The sequence below is a fragment of the Bremerella sp. JC817 genome, from assembly GCF_040718835.1.
Classification (GTDB): domain Bacteria; phylum Planctomycetota; class Planctomycetia; order Pirellulales; family Pirellulaceae; genus Bremerella.
The window spans coordinates 827,354-843,680 of the sequence record NZ_JBFEFG010000274.1; the positions used below are offsets into that span (position 1 = coordinate 827,354).

Consider the following 16,327-nt stretch of genomic DNA (forward strand, 5'->3'; position numbering starts at 1 on the left):
TTGTCGATCCGCAGTTTTCGACTCAACGCCAAATCTAGCAGCGGTAAAGGCTTCTGAACAGAGCCTTGCACACCCTTGAGCAAGCACCCTCGGCCAGTCCCTCCCCCAAACGCCGGGGAATTTCAGAGGGTTCGCGACCGAACCAGCGTAAATCGCGACAACAAAAATCGCGGTATCAACGGCAAGGTTCTCAAAATCAGGAAGCTGCAGTGTGCGTCCTACGACTCCGAGTTTTGCCGATGTGCGATGCGGTTCAGTAGCATTTTTCCATCTGACAACCCGGAGCAAGAAATCTCGCAGAGGATTTATTTTTTCTTCGAGAGGAACAGGATTCCGGTCTACGGAGCATCTGCGCTATGATGAAACATCCCGTCGTACGAAATCACGCATCGTTCGCATTTCCCCTAAACTGTAGTGAGTCACGAGTGACTTCTGCGGGATCCACACGCGTTATTTCGTCCTCACGTTGTTGATGTCCCTCAAGATAACACCACCCCATCTGCTCGCGTTTATCCATTCGTTCCGCCTCGATCATTTCATCCAGCAAGCGACAGAAAAACATGCCACGATTCTCACTTTCTTTGGCGATCGTTTTCGTCATCGCGGCTTTACTTCCCGCGGTTACTTACGCAAAGAACAACAAGACCGACGACGCCAAGGGCGATTTGAAACTCGAAGATCTTTTTCCCGAAAAGAGCCTGTTCGGTCCTTCGGCCCGGGGTACGGAATTCTCTGCCGACGGACGCTACGCGGCCTATCTCTATCGTCCTTACGAGGAGCGCCGGCATGGCAGCGATCTGTGGATCTACGACTTCAAGACCGGAAAGGCGGAGCGAATCACCGACATCGGCATGATGTCGAAGTTTCAGCGATCCTCGCGGATCGTCATTGAAGACCGCCTGAAGAAGCACAAGCCAGAGGCGGACAAAGAGGAAAAAGCATCCGACGAAAAAGAGAAGTCCGACGACAAGGAAGAAGAAAAGGACAAAGACAAGGATGACTCCAAGAAGGAAGACGAGGAAAAGACCGAAGAGCAGTTAGAGGCCGAACGCGAAATCTATTTGAATGTCTCGGACGAAGATGCCGACGACGAGTACGCGCCGGTCTACTCCGGGATTTCCTCGTTCCAATGGCACCCCACAGAAAATCGCATTCTGCTGATTTCCGAAGGGGATGTTTACTTGATTGATGATCTCGACGAACCGGAACTCGTTCGGCTGACGAAAACTGACGAACGTGAGTCGCAGACCGCGTTTCTGCCGGATGGTTCCGGCTATACCGTCCGACGCGATGACGCCGTTTTGCGTTTTACCTTCGGCGAGCACCTGGTGGAACAACTCAGTCCCAATCTGCCCTCCGGCGAGAGCCTGAGCCAATATGCGATCAGCCCCGACGGCAAGCGAATGGTATTGACCAGTCGCACCAGAAGTTCGCCAGGCGGGCGGACCGTCGACATCATTCGCTATCGCGACCGCTTCGCCAAATCGGACAGTGTGCCTCGCCAGGTTTCCGACGACGAAGTCAAACCCCAAACGATCAAAGTTTACCTCTACGAGTTTGACGTAGCTGAAACCGAGCATGCCGACTTGATCCAGATTTTCGAAGAGACGATCGACGAACCGCGCGACGTGATCAGCTCGCCTCGCTGGTCGCTGGACAACGAGCAAGTGACGTTCTGCTTCTTCGATCAAGAGAACTCCGAAGTCCAGATCCGACTGGCCAAGTGGCCTTCGGAAAAAGAACTGGCCGAAGCGACGAAGACCGCCAAACGCGAGCGTCAAAAAGAATTCAGCACGAAGATGTCCGAAGCGAAGAAGAAGGACACCGAAGATCGCACGCCTGGCCGCCGTGGTCCCCGTGGTGGCTCGACCGCCGCGCCGGAACTGCTGAAGATCGACGCCAAGACCGTTTATCAATTCAAACATTACGGCGGCCCGAACACGCCAGGGATGGTGTCGCCTGACTTCGCTGGCGATAACAAATCGATCGTCTTCATCAGCGAACAAAGTGGCTTTCGCCATGTTCATCTGCTCGATCCGCTGTACGAAAGCGTTCGCCAATTGACCAGCGGACACTTCGAGGTCTACCCGATTCGTTTTTCGGACGACCACAAGCAACTGTTCGTCACCGCGACCAAGCAGTCGGCTGCCCAGTTGATGGTGTATGTCCTCGACCTGGAAGAGGGTGAACTGACTCGGCTGAACAAAGAGGACGGAACGTTCTCGGACGTGGCCGTCAGCAACGATGGCAAACGGATGATCGGCAACTACGTCACCTTCGGCGAATTGACCGAGCTGGTTGCCCAGAACGAAAAGGAAAAGGTCACCACCATCACCGACTCGCATCCTGACGAAGCGAAGGCGATGGTCGAGATCGAGCCGGAGTTCTTCGAGTACGAAAACCGGCACGGGCACACGATCGCCGGCATGATGTTCAAGCCAGAAGGCTGGAAGAAACGGGACAAGCACCCGCTGTTGATTTACGTTTATGGCGGTCCGCTCGGCAGTCGTCATAGCGTGAACGATGGCAGCTACAGCTCTGACGGTTACTTCTTCCAGATGTACATGGCCCAGAAACATGGCTACGTCACCATCGTCGTCGATCCGCGTGGGCAATCAGGTTACGGTGGTTTGTTCGAGAAGTCGAACTTTGAACAAGTGGGCAAGCCACAAGTCGAAGACTTGGTCGATGGCGTCAAATTCATGACCGAGAACTACAACATCGACGACCAACGTGTGGCGGTCTACGGCTGGAGCTTCGGTGGCTTCCAAACGCAGATGTGCTTGTACACCGAGCCAGAGGTCTTCCAGGTCGGCATGGCTGGTGCCGGTCCGACGCAGTGGGAAAACTATAACTCGTGGTACTCGACGGGCACGGTCGGCCCCTCGCGGCCCGGCAAGCCAGATCAAGAGAAATACTCGCTGATCCCGTTGGCTAAGAACCTTAAAGGGAAGCTATTGCTGGTCCATGGTATGGAAGACACCAACGTCCTGTTCCAAGACACGATGGCGGTCTACCGAGCCTTGCTGAAGGCAGGCAAAGAAACGAACGTCGAGTTGTTCCTCGACCCAACCGGAGGCCACGGCCTCGACGGCGACGTCAAACGCCTGGGACGGATGCGAAAGTACGAAGAGTTCCTCCTCCGCACCATCGGCGAAGGAAAGAGCGAATAAGCGGGACGAAGCGAATCCCAAAGCAAGATCGCCCACGCAGGCGATCTTGCGGTAACGGCATGATCCGCTACACCGTTGTCATTGCTTGTTTCAATGCACGGGAACACCATCGGATTCGATTCTCGTAAACGCACCGCTTGTTTTCGCGAAGTTCAGGGCTTGGTCCGGGACCGTCATAATGGAGGTCAGGGAAACGAAAGCTTGGGTCAAGTATCTTTTCAATTTCCTGCTGCACTCTTACTTGGGCAGTCTGAGGAATGCTCGCAGCGACTTCGCGGGCCGTGAGTTCATCCACCTCGGGATAGGTCACACAAGATAGAAGTAGGTTTTCTGCGTACTCGTCGAGCGTGATCCTCGAAGCAGTGAAGAACCTTGTTAACTTCTGCACTCTCGCGATGTAGTTCGAGGTTGATGACATATGAGCGTGAGAGATGCGTACCTGAGGTTGGAACGACTGAGTTCACCGGGCTGCGGCTCCGAGCGCCACCGTTTGTCATACGTCTTTCGTGAGCAATGTTTCAACCCGAGTCGCCAATTCCGGGCGATTATTCAGAACCAAGAACTGTCGCAACAATTCAAGGTATTCCGATTCGGGAAGTTGGTGCGTTTCACCAGCACTCGCGCCATACCCTGCGTTCGCTTCGACGTAGTCGTTCGGGATGGAAATTCCATTCGCGCGATCGAAGTCGTCAAGATCACTGGCATAAGTGATGCCAAAGAACCCGTCCCTGTTTTCGTAACCATGCCGAGACTCGGCGAATGCAACCAAGTCCGTAATAGTCGACCAATTGCGAATTACATCGATAGCTGCCTTGCGTGCTGCAGTATATGGTTCGACCGTATACTGAAACTCGAGTTCGGCGTGTGGTGAGTAGATGAGTTTCATTGGCTTATTCGCCGGGATCATCAGCGGCAGGCATTTCTTTGAGCCTAGGCAGGGTGATCGCAAAAGACTCTCCATCTCGTTCAAGCATGAGAACGCACTCTTTATGCCATCGTTGGGACAAGCGTCGATTCATGTTGTCAATCGGCATGTTCTCAACGGAGTTTCCGTTGATGGAAAGCACACGGTCGCCAATCTTGATGCCTGCTCGCTCTGCAAAACATCCCAATACGATTTGCCCGACCTCTTTTTGGTTTGGGCTTTCGTCGACGGCTTTTAGGAATATTCCTGAGTGGCCCGTTTCGTCAATCATTCGAAAGTAGCGACTAGGTCTAAGCAATGCAGTCTTGTGAGGAAAATCAAATGTAACCTGGTATCTTTTCCAGTAGGCGAGGCCCAATAGCGTGCCTCTCTCCGCTTCGTCTGCAGTAAGGCCGTTATGCTCGAAGGGGCCCAATTTAAACGACGCCAACGAGCCTATCCCGATAATTCCAACACGCTTATCCCCCTCAACTTCGACTTCAAACCTCCATGGGGTAAGCGTTCCTTGTTCTAATAAGTAGTTGTGAACGTCTGAGCGAATGCACAACGTAGGTAAGGCACCGGTATCGACAATGGACCAGAATCTTGCGTCACTCGACTCGACCAGGACACGCGGTGTGCCATTCGCAAACTCAAGCGGTATCGCTGTTTCAGTTTCATCGGCAGTCACGGAATCGGAATCCAGAATTTGCATTCGTCCTGCGGTGAGATCTAACTTCACAGCAAACTTCTGCAGAAAGTCCATTCCCAGCACGCCATCAATTTCTTTGTCACTACCGCCATCTAGTAGATCCGCCAAGTCAAGACAAAGAACCGGCGAATCGATAGGGAAAAGCAATTCGCCAGACTCTGTCCCTACGACTTTCATCGGTGGGGCAGTGTATAGTTTTGACTGCTTACCTTCGCGAACCGGTATCACCGGTCCTTCTTTGTCAGGCAGTGAGAGTGAATTTAGGAACTTCGAATCTAATACAGTAGCAGTCGAACCGGTATCAACCACGAACGTATACTGTCGACCAGCAACGACAACGGGAACCGTCAGAAACTCACCGTTGGTTGCAACGCGTGTACTAAGAAGTACTTTGCGCTCAGCGCCCAACAGACTACCGACGCAAACTAGAAGGATCATGAGAGGCAACATCTGCCTTGGTTTGATTTGCATTGAGTTAACCATTCTAGAACGTCTTCTTTACTCGGCTCTGTCAGAAAACAGCAAATTGACTTCGTGAACAACGCGATTGGCGGCTCCGCGTTAGAGGCTTGATGGGTTGGTTTCGAGCTACGTCCTCACACCAAGTTGCCGTAGATATGTCACGACTGCATCGCATCCACAACTCGCTGCGTATTCCACGACAGTAAGTCCGAAGTATCTTACTCCAACGCTCGCTCCTGCTTCTACCAGCAAGATCGCAACGTCATCGTGAGACTTGCCGAGTGCCATGTGAATTGGAGCCGGGCCTTCGTCATCGCGGTCGGTTTCTCGACGGATGTTTAATTCAGCTCCCGCATCAATAAGCATTTTGACCATATTGCCGTCACCCCGTAGGCAAGCCCAATGCAAAGCCGAAGCATTGTCGGTTGCACGCAAGTTCGGATCAGCGTCGAAGTTCAGCAGTAGTTCAACCGCCGCCACACGCCCCGCGTGCACAGCCGTCATTAACGGTGTCATTCCAGTCTTGTGATGCAGAAAGTTGATATCGACGTGGTTTTGCAACAATTGTTGAAGTCTGCGTGTGTGACCACTTCGAGCGAGCCGCAGAATTTCGCGTTTTTGATAGTGGGTGGTCACGGAGTTTCTTCAGAATAAATGTCCAGGCTGAGGATTAGGCCGCGATTACCCAAAGCAGCCAACGAAGCAGGCGAGATTTCCAGCCCCTCGTTCGGTTGATCCATGAAGAAGCCACAGAAAAGATCGGCGTCGTAAGCCGAAGTGATCTCCTTCCAAGTGTTCAAATCAGGGCTCAACTTGGAAAGGATGTCGCTAACCTGTGAATCCAGGTCAGCCGGTTCGCGTTCCGTAGCCTCTAGACGCCACATCCCGAACTTGGCGATTCTGGCGATGCCTGTCTTGGCTCCGACTAGAGTTTCCCCTTTCGTTTGAGCTGAGGTTGGCTCGCATCCAAGTGCAGCTGTGATTTTCTGTGGCTGCAGCGTCTCACCCGAGATGCGGAGTGTCGCGACAGAACGCCGTACTGTTGCCATGAAGTGATGCCCAACTTCCCATTAGACAGAGCTTCTATGTATAAGCACTGCTTACGACAGAATCAACTTGCGGAATTCACCTAGCGTGTTTCCTTAGGTGCCTGCACGCAACAGCCGAAAGAATCGACAGTAACATGGTATGGAAAAAGTCGGTGCAACAAGACGGCTAATGAACTATTTATCGCCGGTATTCGGGGCTGGGATACGCACTTGTGGCATTTGGTCGGCAGTTTGGTGGCTGGAACATGACACCGAACGCGCCAAACTCAGTGACCCGTCGCATGGGACGCACTGATCTCAACCGCGACGCCCGGCCGCGTTCTTTATAGCGCAAAGGTTAGACTGCGTGGTCATCGTCTGGTCTCATGCGCCGGTGCATCTGCCAGGTCATGATTCCGGCCACCCCAGCGCAGACGAGCATAAGCCCAGGGGGCCACTGGCCGCCCATGATGCAAACAGCACCACCAGCAAACGCGGTGATGGCGAGAGCGAAAGACACCTTAGCCGCTCGGGGAGAAGGGATGGGCATCTTCTGATTTCCCGGATCAAAGGGTGTTATAGGAGGGGGCCCCAAGCTTTTGCTTCTCTGAGTCACGATCCGAACTGGCGACGGGATTTGAACCGCCCACCGTCAAGCAGAGACAAGGGTTGCGTCAACTCAAAAGACTATTGTGCACCATCTGAACCACAATCGTCAAACCGCAACCATCGTCGCCTCAATGAGAAAGCCCTTCGACGCTCTCGCCGAAAGGCTTGTTTCTGAAAAAAAGTCGAGAGTTCAGAGGCCCAGTTGAACTTTTTCTCGCCTCCGTCGCCGAGTGGGACGCCCATGTTTCCCACCTTCTATTGGCGGCGTAGATCGCTGTCGAGCCGCTCGTAATCGGCCCCTCGCTGGTCTTTCGCCCTTATTTCTGAAAGGGCGAATTCCGAATTCGCCGCCCGAATTCAGGGTCACATTTCCGCCGAATTCCCAATTCGTCAGTCGAATTGCCAGTTCGCCCTCCAACTTGTGAGGAGCAAGCAGCGTGCTGCTCCAACTCTATCCAAGTTCGAGGAGAACCATCATGGCAGACAAAACGCAATTCAAGCAGGCAATGGCGGACCTGCGAGAAGCTTGCCACGGGGAACAGGAAGAACTCAGGCTGCTATCACAGGTCGAGCGGTATTCGGGCGAACTTCGGCGAGAGAAGGCAAGCCTGACCAGACGCATCGACGAGTTGGAACGCACAGTCGCTTCCAAAGATGGGCAGATTGAGAGTCTGAAACCGCTGACTCGGCTTCATGACCAGATCGCCGAACTGGAGAAGGGCAAGGCGAAGCTCGAAAGGGAGCGTGACGATCTCCGGGTAGTCGTCAAGGAGTGGCACGAGATCGATGAGAACCAGTCAACCTTCGTCAAAGTGAAGGCGAAGTGCATGAGATGCTCCCTCCACTTCATCGTTTGCACTGAAAGACCGGAGAACCATTCTGCTCGAACCCTCACCTGTCCCGAATGCGGCCAGCGTAAGGGGAGTTTCTTTGTCTGGAAGGAGACTCCTGCGGAGCAGTTCATCTGCCAGTCTGTGCCGGGCACAACTCCGCTCTCAGAGTTTGGGACGACTCCGCAGTTCACAGAGCGAATGACGAGGAAAGATAGAGCGGTGAAAACAATCGTCTTTGACACGAATGGTGACGCAGAAGTGCGATTGATGTCGAGCCTGAATGACTATCAAAAGGCAGTCGGCGGTCGCATCGAACGTATCTCCTTCAGAAACGGACAGGGACTTGGATTCTATGTCAACGACAGCGGACGAATTGAGGGACTTCCACTGAATCGGCGAGCGTCGGCAATGGTCGGACTTCACGTTTTCGGCACCGCCGTAATGACGCTGACCGACATTGAAGGAGAAACGCAGGATGTACCTCAACAGGTGATCGACAGAATCGAAGCGATGGGGGGCCTCACATGAAACACATCCAATGCAAACTTCGAACTGCTGAGGCGATTCACGACTGGCTGCGGTTTGTTGCCAGCGTTGAACATCTGGCGTCTGCATCGAGATTTCGAGTCAATGGGAAGGTCAGGAACTGCGATGGATTCTACTCAGCACTTCAATGCGAGGTGGAATCGGAAAATATCGTTGATTTTCTGACCGAGTATCTCGCCTTCATTGAGAACAGGGACTCTCTGTCCTTCGACATTTCTGTGAAGGACGGCGAGGCCGCCTTCACAGACGAGGAAAAAACCGATGCGCAACCATGACCTTGCGGGCGGCTTTCCCGGTGGCTGTGAAAGGCACGAGACAGTCGCTTTGAGGCCCGCATTTGGCCCGCGTAGCGGGCCAAATGCCCCATGCCCTTCCAACGACTAAAGCCAGCCCTGAAGCCACCCGTCGTGCCCGCTGTGCCGGGTGTGCCGGGTTGCCAATAAAGGAGAGAAACCATGAGCCAACTCAGCGTCGTCAGAGACGACCCCATCGAGATCGAAGAACTGCAATTTCAAGTGCCTGAAGGAAACGCTCCACCGAAGCTCCCACAGCTTGCATGGGATGAGGGTGATCCGGCAGCCACGAATTATCGCAAGTTCGGAGCGTTACTGGCAAAGGCCGGTGATCTCTTCTGCCGTTCGGGGCACGACGGCGGCTTGCTGCTCGTGCGTCACGATGGATCAACCAAGTCAATTACGAATGCGGCTGACCTTGCTCCGATCATCGTGGATCGGGTTGCGCTGACGATCTACCTCGACGGCAAGCCCAAAGGCAGCAAGCTCTCAGCGGCACACATGAACGCCATGCTGAAGACGGATGCCTTTCTGTCGCAGTTCGATGTCGTCGATCAGATCAGCAAGGTGGCACGTTACCTGCCGAACTTTGAACTCATTGAGCCGGGCTACAACGATGGTGGGCCAGACCAGCGATACCTGTTCGTGGGCGAGTCGCCGCAGGTCTACGATTCGATGGATCGGATCAATGCCTTCCTCGACGTAATGGACTTCGAGAGTCAAGCAGACCGAGCCAATGCTCTCGGAGCGGGGGTAACGGTCCTGCTACGAAACCACTGGCCGGGCGGCAAGCCAATCATCCTCGCCACGGCCTCGAAGAGCCACGCCGGAAAAGACACCGTGATCGCCTTCGCATCGGGAGAGACCGAGCAATGTTCGATCAGCTATCAGGGAACAAACTGGGCGCTTGAAAGGAGTTTTGTCGGGGCGCTCAATCACAACTCCGACGCTGGGGTTCTGGTGATCGAGAACGCTCGTCTGGACCGACGTGACAATACCATCGCCTCTGCCTTCATCGAACGATTTGCGACCGACCCTCAACCCTTCCTGTTTTCGACCGGGACCGGCCCAGCCACCCGACGCCGGAACGACATCGTTCTGGCGATCTCCACCAACTTCGGTTCGGTGAGCGAGGACATCCTCAACCGCAGCCTGCCGATCCACCTTGATCCTGTGGGGCATGTCTCCGAGCGAACCTCGCCGATTGGCAATCCGAAGCTGGAGTTTCTGCCTCAAAATCGTGAACACATCGCCGCCGAACTGCGGGGGATGGTGGAACGGTGGAAGGAAGCGGGTTCTCCACTGGACCGAGATGTCCGTCACCCGTTCTCGGAATGGGCGGCGGTCGTCGGTGGCATCCTCAAGGCAAACGGCGTCCGTGGCTTTCTGGCGAACTATGGGAAGCGACGTGTTGCCGATGATCCTGTGCGTGCAGCCATCGGTCTGCTGGGAGCGTCCTGCTATGGCACGGACTGGCACAAGCCCGACGACTTGACTCGTGAGGCAACCAAGCTCGGTCTTGTGAAGCAACTGATCCCGGCTGGCGATCAGGAGAGCTTTGAGTCAAGGAAGCGGGGACTGGGAGTTGTTCTCAGTGCCCATCGCAATGAGACATTTCTCGTCGAGACGGAGGCTGAACTCATGACGCTTCGGCTGGAGAAAGGCCGGAAACGTTTTGAGGGCGAAGGCCCACATGTTCGCTACCGCTTCATAATCGTGGACCAGACGCCACTTCCCAACGACGACTGATTTCTCAGTCGCCCCCTGCTGCTGGATTCAACTTTTGGACTGCGACTGCGCTCCCGGTGCGCACCGAGCATAGTCGCCAAAACTCTCGGTGCGCACACAACCGAAAGGACAACCCTCATGACTACTTGGATGCTGCGTGACTACCAGCAAACTGCCTACGACACTGCCAATGGATGTGCCAGAGTCATCGTCAATATGCCAACAGGTTGGGGAAAGAGCTTCCTGCTTTGCGCTCTCGCCGCCTCAGATTTGCGAGACCCTTCACGGAAGGTTGTGATCTGCGTGCCTCAACGGATCATCGCCAAAGGGTTCCAAGAACGAAAGGACATCTTGTTGCCCGATGGTGAATTGGTCGAGTGGTCTGTGCCTCGGAACCTTTGTGCAACGTCCTCCGCAAAGGTCGATGAGTTGACTGACTTCCTTCTCGCTGGCCCCGCAAAGTCAGCAGCAAGACGAGTCGTTCTCACGACCCACATGACGCTCTCCTACGCTCTGGATCGGCTGAGCGACGACAAACTGGTTGAGATGGCGGACGACACCACGGCGGTCATCGACGAAGCCCATCACATCCTCGCCGCAGAGGAGGGGCGCAACGTTCTGGGTAAGCAGATTGCTCGGCTCCTTGATCTCGGTTCATCCGGCCTGAAGCTGTGGCTGGCGACCGCATACTTCTTCCGTGGCGACCACCTTCCGATCATCAGTGACACGCATCTCGCAGAATTCACCCGTGTCCACGTCCCCTTCGACGAATACTGGCGGATTCTCAAACACATCAAAAGCTACTCTTACGACTTCGTGACATTCAAAGGCACGGTCTTCAAGGAGCTTCAGCACGTTCTACAAAGCGGTCCATCCGTCCCAACAATCATTTACTGCCCGCCCGAGGGCCACAACATGCTGCTCGGAAAGCCCAAGGCCAAGTTTGTTGCTCGGGTTCAGCGAATCGCATGTGAATGCCTGAAGGCAGCGCCTTGGACTTCCTTTGATGAGGCCCTGCGGCAGAAATCGGTGGTCGTCGATCTCGTCGAGACCGAACAGCGTGCGGAGAAAATCCGCTTCGTTGCGGAGCATGGAAACCGTGTAGCAGGAATTCTGACTGTTGGCATGTTTCGGGAAGGAGCCGACTGGGTGGAAGCCGCTCGGATCGTCGATCTTGTGCCGACGAACTCCGATCAGGACCGGCTTCAGCGGTTCGGGCGTCTTGTTCGGGATTGCCGTGGCAAACGCCACATCAGCTATCTCAACTTCTTCCCGCTGGTGGTCGAACAGAACGAGGAAGAGCGGCGGCGGCAACTGACGAAACTCTACGCTCATTTTCACGCCTCGTTGGTGCTGGAGAACGCCATTCAGCCGATCAAGGTAAGACTCCTACCACGGCCCAAGCACGGGTCGAAGGATGACATCGCCGATCCGAAGGTCCATTTTAATCTGCTTGGCGACTTCTCAGAGGCCAAACAAGAGCAGATCATCCGAGACACCTACGAAGCGCTGCTCAAGTTGCAGGCACAGAAGGATGATGCCGGTCTGTCAGCCGCTCCCGAAGAGGTGAGAACCGCCATCGTCAATGTTCTCAAAGACAATGGCGTGACGAAGAATCATGAGCCGCTCGCCAAGCAGGTCTTGCTGCTCATGCGGCGTAAGGCGAATGTCTCGGTTCAGACGGATGATCTGGTCAATGCCGGGTTCGACAAAGTGTGGTCCACCGACATCTTCGATCCCATCATCGCCTATTCCGGTGGTGCTGGTGGGCCGAAGACGCTCGCTGAGATTCGTGATGTCGTGGAGGGAGTATTCGAACGTCAGTGGCAGGAGAACTACGAGCGCATTCGCAATCTCCCCGGCCCGCCAGACTCGCAAAGCAGCGCCTACTGGTGGTGTACGCACAATCGAACATTGCGTTCCCAAGACAATCTGCCCGACGCCAGAGTCAAGCTTCTGGAGCAGATTCCTTGGTGGACGTGGACAATCAACGTGTCGGATCGCTGGGAGACCAATTTCGAGGCGATTCGTGCGATGCCCCAATGCCCGAAGGCCGGGACGCCTGAGTATTCGTGGGTCCGTCAACAGCGGCGTTTTTATCAACAAGGAAAACTCGACTCGAAGAAAAGGCGATCACTCGAATCGATTTCGTGGTGGGAGTGGTCCAGCTTGTCAGCAAATTGGGAAGGCAATTTTTCTGAGTTGTCGTCCCTTCCAGAACGTCCAGCAAGTGGTACAGCGGCCTATGAATGGGTGAGGACGCAGCGGAAGGAATACAAGCGAGGGCGACTTGCGCCGGAGCGAGTGACCAAGCTCGAATCGATCTCGTGGTGGATGTGGGAAGAGAGGCGATCCAGCAAGGATGAAGGACTGGACGAATTGCGAATCTGCATCAGTGAAGGGATCGAACTTGGCCACACAAAGACGCAAGTTGCCGAAAAGTGGTCAGAGATCATGGGAGTTGGACGAGATCAGGTCCACAAGTACCTGCGAAAAGCCGAGCCTGCCGTGCGGGAGCAGTGGAAGCAACTTGGAGACGAACGAGGGCGGCGCAAAGCTGACCGCTCGAAGAGGGGGGTGGAATCATGACCACTTCGCCTTACCAGTTCCTTCCGCCTCTGCTGCCCGACGAGTTCGAGGCACTGAAAGCGTCCGTCGCCGAGGGAGGTGTTGATGTCCCGATCATTGTCGATCAGGAAGGCAACGTGATCGACGGCTACCATCGCCAGCGTGCCTGTGATGATCTGGGTCTCTTCTGTCCTCGGGAGGTTCGCCAGTTCGAGAGCGAAACAGACAAGTTCGAGTTGGTTCTGCGCCTGAACTGTGGTCGTCGGCAACTGAACCGGCAGCAGAAGCGATCCGTCATCGACGCATACCTGCTTCGTGACCCGCAGATCGCTGACAACTTTCTGGCCCAAATCATCGGCGTCTCCAAGAACACCGTGGCCGATGTGAGAAGTACGCTGGAGGCAACTTGTCAAATTGACAAGTTCGACGAACTTAGGGGCAAAGACGGGAAAATGCGTCCCGTGACGTACAAGAAGATCATCGCCAACACGCCGAAGGAGGCTGAGGCTGCCCTGAAGATCATCGGTAAGCTTCCCGACAACTGCACCGGGAAGACCATCGACATCGCCACGGCGAAGCGTGAAAGCCGAAAGGCGAAGGCTATCCCACCACAACAGGGAGGCATGTCGCCCGTCAGCCAGACGGTTGGAAATGTTGAAGTCTGGTGTGGAGACTCACTGACGCTCATGCGGGAGAGAATGGCACCGAAGTCGGTCGATGTGGCAGTCACCTCGGTCCCGTACAACGTCGGCAAGGACTACGGCACCTACGACGACGACCGCCCCGAAACGGAATATCTCGATTGGCTCGCAGGGTGCTTTGAGACGATCCACGGCGTCCTCAAGGACGATGGCAGCTTCTTCCTCAACATCGATTCCCCGAACAGCAACCCGTGGAGAGCCATGAAGGTTGCTGAGATCGCCGGACGCATCTTCTCATTACAGAACCGAATCATCTGGGCGAAGACGATCACGGCTGACGGGCAATCTCATGGTCAGTTCTCACCCAACGGAAGTGACCGCTATCTGGATCACACTTGGGAGTTCGTGTTCCATTTCACGAAGACAGGCGAACAAAAGATCGACCGGCTCGCCATCGGGGTGCCCTACGCTGACAAGGGCAATCTCAGGAGGAACGGAACCACTTCTGATCTGCGCTGCGCCGGTGACGTGTGGTTCATTCCACATCCGACGATTACGAACCGAAGTGAAAGAGGTTTTCACCCGTGCCCTTTCCCTGTCGAGCTTGCCGAACGGTGCATCAAGCTGCACGGGATCAAAGAGAGCCTGTTCGTCCTCGACCCGTTCAATGGCTCGGGCAGTTCGACCGAGGCAATGGCACGCCTTTGTGTCGATGGCATTGGCATCGACATCGATCCCGCCTATTGCGAGTTCGCAGTCGAGCGGCTTTCCAGACTGGAAGATGAGCGTCGGGCACAGCTTATTAGCGAACTCTGCATTCACATCGAGGACGCTTACGATTTGGAACTTCCTATGAACGCCAGTCTGATTCTGGGCAAATGGTCTGAACTAGAGGGTGTGCCAGTTGAGACCGCTCAGCGCCTCGTCCCTTTCCTGCCAGACGATTTGCGTCGGTTGCTTATTAGCGAACCTGAACCGGCAGCATGATCGGTTCAGGTTCGCATTTTGGCGATCAAAGTGTGCGCTCTGACAATGGTGAGAAGTTGCAGGTGTTGTCAGCACTTCTCACACAGGGCGCAGTCGAAACGATGTGAGAAGTTCTGCGGGCCAACAAGGTTCATGCGCTTATCACACCGCACTCCTGAGAAGTGGTGAATGCGCTCGGGACCACCTTTCGACTCGAAAGTTGCTCCACTGTGGTCTGAGCCTCGACAGGAGAATCAGGTAGCACGGCCTGCCTCTCCCTCGCTTCATAACCGCAATTTGACGAATAAGGCGGCCAGCGCTATCGTGTCTTAGCGTTATTCATTTCAAGGAGGAATTGCACCATGAACGCAACACACAGTTATGAAGATGCGGTCGAGAAGTACCTCGCCGCTATCAGGGAAACACGCTCGCTCCCAAGCCAGCCCAACAAGTCTCTTTCGACTCGTCGAGGGCGGACATGGCAACTTCGCAATACGAGCGGCCTGCTCGCCACAGTTGCCGATGGTGGTGAGGTGTCGCTCGGAAAGGGGCGGCCAGAAGCACAAGAAGAACCCCTAATCACTCGAAAACGCAAGATCGAAGTGCAACTCGACGACATAGGGAACACCGTCCACATAACGTGCGGGCGATTCGGCTACCGGTTGGAGCTATGGACGGCAGAATGCCTGCAAAAGCAGTTGAGGCGAATCCTCAAGGGCGACGAGAGCGATGACGCCTCGGCGGAAGACGAGTCGGTGAACTTTGTCTTTGTCGATGACGTGGCAGACGACTGGAAGAACTTCCGTATTTGGATTCAACCGGCATGGCTCGAACTCAGCTACGAAGAGTTGGAGCGTTTGTACTCCGAATTGCAGTCAATCATCGGAAACTAGGTTCCAACACGAGTCGCCCTGTCGATGTTGAGGAACGACGGGGGGACGTTGCTGTGGCCGGGCCGACTGTCGTGCCGGTGCAACTTTTGAACTGGAGGAATGGAGAACCGATCTGGAAAATGAACGGACTTGGCGAGCGAGACTTATGGGGATGAACCAGTGAATGAGCCTGCCAAAACAGAGCAACCTGCGTCTTTTCCCAGACGTTCTAAGAGAGCATTGTCGCTCGACGAGATGCAGCGATTGTTCGACGAGACGGCTGAACGAAACGAAGAGCAGCGGCGTGCCATTGCCGAGTGCATGAGCCTCTTCGGTAGCAAGGGCTATGAGCAAGCCTGCAAGGAGTCAGCGGAGAGACTTGAGGAGAAGAAGCAGTAGGTTGCTGAAGTGCCATTCCATCGACACAAAACACGGTCAGTCCCGACGCCGCATCTGCCCAACCCACTGAGCCAGTTCTTTCAGGTCTGCCATGTCCATGCCGACGACAAGCTCCTGTCGGTGGATGTCGTGAACGGCCAAGATGTGATCCTCGCAGAACACGATCTCATCTCCCTGCTTCAGCCCATGCAGCCGAGCTTCGACGAGCGGATTGTCCACGACGCCACGGAAGTAGTTTCCTGACCGCTCGGTGATTTGAACCCAGAAGTCTTCGCCCCAGCCACGAGATGGAACACTTTGCTTCGGCAGTGGCACGAGTGACGCAGGATTCTCATGCCGTAGGACCGGCTTTGTCATCTCGCCGTTGCACGACGGGCAGTTGCACTTCTCTGGTGCGTTCTCGTGGACCGAGAACCTCGGTGAATCGATTCGGAGTTCAACGAACTGGCCGGGCCGGACATGCCGCTTGATGACATCAGGCGGAATGTGGAATTCGCCGGGGTTCTCGGTGTGCATGGCGACCCCGTTCACCAACTCGTAGTCGTTGGAGAACTGCTGGGAGTCGAACTGATCCTGAAGCTGTTGTGACACGT

13 protein-coding genes are annotated in these 16,327 nt (G+C 55.0%); 8 read left to right on the plus strand and 5 right to left on the minus strand.

All coding sequences use genetic code 11. The features are described from left to right. Nucleotides 1–560: 560 nt before the first annotated feature. Nucleotides 561–3,173, plus strand: coding sequence for a prolyl oligopeptidase family serine peptidase (locus tag AB1L30_RS17535; RefSeq protein ID WP_367014702.1), 2,613 nt, complete (start codon nt 561–563; stop codon nt 3,171–3,173). Between the two features lie 493 nt (nt 3,174–3,666). Here the strand turns inward: AB1L30_RS17535 and AB1L30_RS17540 are convergent, their stop codons facing one another. From AB1L30_RS17540 to AB1L30_RS17555, 4 genes are all read right to left on the minus strand, one after another. Beyond that, entirely contained in the window at nt 3,667–4,059 is a 393-nt protein-coding gene (locus AB1L30_RS17540) for a hypothetical protein (protein ID WP_367014703.1), read from the minus strand. A 4-nt stretch (nt 4,060–4,063) separates the two neighbouring features. Further along, nucleotides 4,064–5,260 (minus strand): aspartyl protease family protein, encoded by a 1,197-nt coding sequence (locus tag AB1L30_RS17545; RefSeq protein ID WP_367014704.1) that lies wholly within the window; start codon nt 5,258–5,260, stop codon nt 4,064–4,066. 117 nt (nt 5,261–5,377) lie between these two features. Beyond that, a complete protein-coding gene (locus tag AB1L30_RS17550) occupies nt 5,378–5,887 on the minus strand; it encodes an ankyrin repeat domain-containing protein (RefSeq protein WP_367014705.1) in 510 nt (169 codons plus the stop codon). Further along, complete coding sequence (locus AB1L30_RS17555) at nt 5,884–6,300, minus strand: DUF4279 domain-containing protein (RefSeq protein WP_367014706.1); 417 nt, start codon at nt 6,298–6,300, stop codon at nt 5,884–5,886. The genes AB1L30_RS17550 and AB1L30_RS17555 overlap by 4 nt, the downstream gene beginning before the upstream one ends. A 1,064-nt stretch (nt 6,301–7,364) precedes the next feature. Between AB1L30_RS17555 and AB1L30_RS17560 the strand changes: the two genes are divergently transcribed. From AB1L30_RS17560 to AB1L30_RS17590, 7 genes are all read left to right on the plus strand, one after another. Beyond that, the gene (locus tag AB1L30_RS17560; protein ID WP_367014707.1) at nt 7,365–8,249 is read left to right on the plus strand and encodes a DUF3846 domain-containing protein; all 885 of its coding nucleotides are present in this window, start codon (nt 7,365–7,367) and stop codon (nt 8,247–8,249) included. Then, entirely contained in the window at nt 8,246–8,542 is a 297-nt protein-coding gene (locus AB1L30_RS17565; RefSeq protein ID WP_367014708.1) for a hypothetical protein, read from the plus strand. The genes AB1L30_RS17560 and AB1L30_RS17565 overlap by 4 nt, the downstream gene beginning before the upstream one ends. A 180-nt stretch (nt 8,543–8,722) precedes the next feature. Then, a complete protein-coding gene (locus AB1L30_RS17570) occupies nt 8,723–10,309 on the plus strand; it encodes a hypothetical protein (RefSeq protein ID WP_367014709.1) in 1,587 nt (528 codons plus the stop codon). Nucleotides 10,310–10,426: 117 nt separating this feature from the next. Then, nucleotides 10,427–12,877, plus strand: coding sequence for a DEAD/DEAH box helicase family protein (locus AB1L30_RS17575; RefSeq protein WP_367014710.1), 2,451 nt, complete (start codon nt 10,427–10,429; stop codon nt 12,875–12,877). After that, nucleotides 12,874–14,484 carry a DNA modification methylase gene (locus tag AB1L30_RS17580; protein WP_367014711.1) on the plus strand — a complete coding sequence of 537 codons (1,611 nt, stop codon included), beginning with the start codon at nt 12,874–12,876 and terminating at the stop codon, nt 14,482–14,484. The genes AB1L30_RS17575 and AB1L30_RS17580 overlap by 4 nt, the downstream gene beginning before the upstream one ends. A 341-nt stretch (nt 14,485–14,825) precedes the next feature. After that, entirely contained in the window at nt 14,826–15,356 is a 531-nt protein-coding gene (locus tag AB1L30_RS17585) for a hypothetical protein (RefSeq protein WP_367014712.1), read from the plus strand. 219 nt (nt 15,357–15,575) lie between these two features. Next, a complete protein-coding gene (locus AB1L30_RS17590) occupies nt 15,576–15,734 on the plus strand; it encodes a hypothetical protein (RefSeq protein ID WP_367014713.1) in 159 nt (52 codons plus the stop codon). 36 nt (nt 15,735–15,770) lie between these two features. Here the strand turns inward: AB1L30_RS17590 and AB1L30_RS17595 are convergent, their stop codons facing one another. Further along, the gene (locus AB1L30_RS17595) at nt 15,771–16,325 is read right to left on the minus strand and encodes a hypothetical protein (protein ID WP_367014714.1); all 555 of its coding nucleotides are present in this window, start codon (nt 16,323–16,325) and stop codon (nt 15,771–15,773) included. Nucleotides 16,326–16,327 lie beyond the last annotated feature (2 nt).

Coding starts and splice junctions, on each gene's coding strand:
- AB1L30_RS17535 (WP_367014702.1), top strand. CDS start 561: ATGCCACGATTCTCACTTTCTTTGGCGATCGTTTTCGTCATCGCGGCT.
- AB1L30_RS17540 (WP_367014703.1), bottom strand. CDS start 4,059: ATGAAACTCATCTACTCACCACACGCCGAACTCGAGTTTCAGTATACG.
- AB1L30_RS17545 (WP_367014704.1), bottom strand. CDS start 5,260: ATGCAAATCAAACCAAGGCAGATGTTGCCTCTCATGATCCTTCTAGTT.
- AB1L30_RS17555 (WP_367014706.1), bottom strand. CDS start 6,300: ATGGCAACAGTACGGCGTTCTGTCGCGACACTCCGCATCTCGGGTGAG.
- AB1L30_RS17560 (WP_367014707.1), top strand. CDS start 7,365: ATGGCAGACAAAACGCAATTCAAGCAGGCAATGGCGGACCTGCGAGAA.
- AB1L30_RS17565 (WP_367014708.1), top strand. CDS start 8,246: ATGAAACACATCCAATGCAAACTTCGAACTGCTGAGGCGATTCACGAC.
- AB1L30_RS17570 (WP_367014709.1), top strand. CDS start 8,723: ATGAGCCAACTCAGCGTCGTCAGAGACGACCCCATCGAGATCGAAGAA.
- AB1L30_RS17575 (WP_367014710.1), top strand. CDS start 10,427: ATGACTACTTGGATGCTGCGTGACTACCAGCAAACTGCCTACGACACT.
- AB1L30_RS17580 (WP_367014711.1), top strand. CDS start 12,874: ATGACCACTTCGCCTTACCAGTTCCTTCCGCCTCTGCTGCCCGACGAG.
- AB1L30_RS17585 (WP_367014712.1), top strand. CDS start 14,826: ATGAACGCAACACACAGTTATGAAGATGCGGTCGAGAAGTACCTCGCC.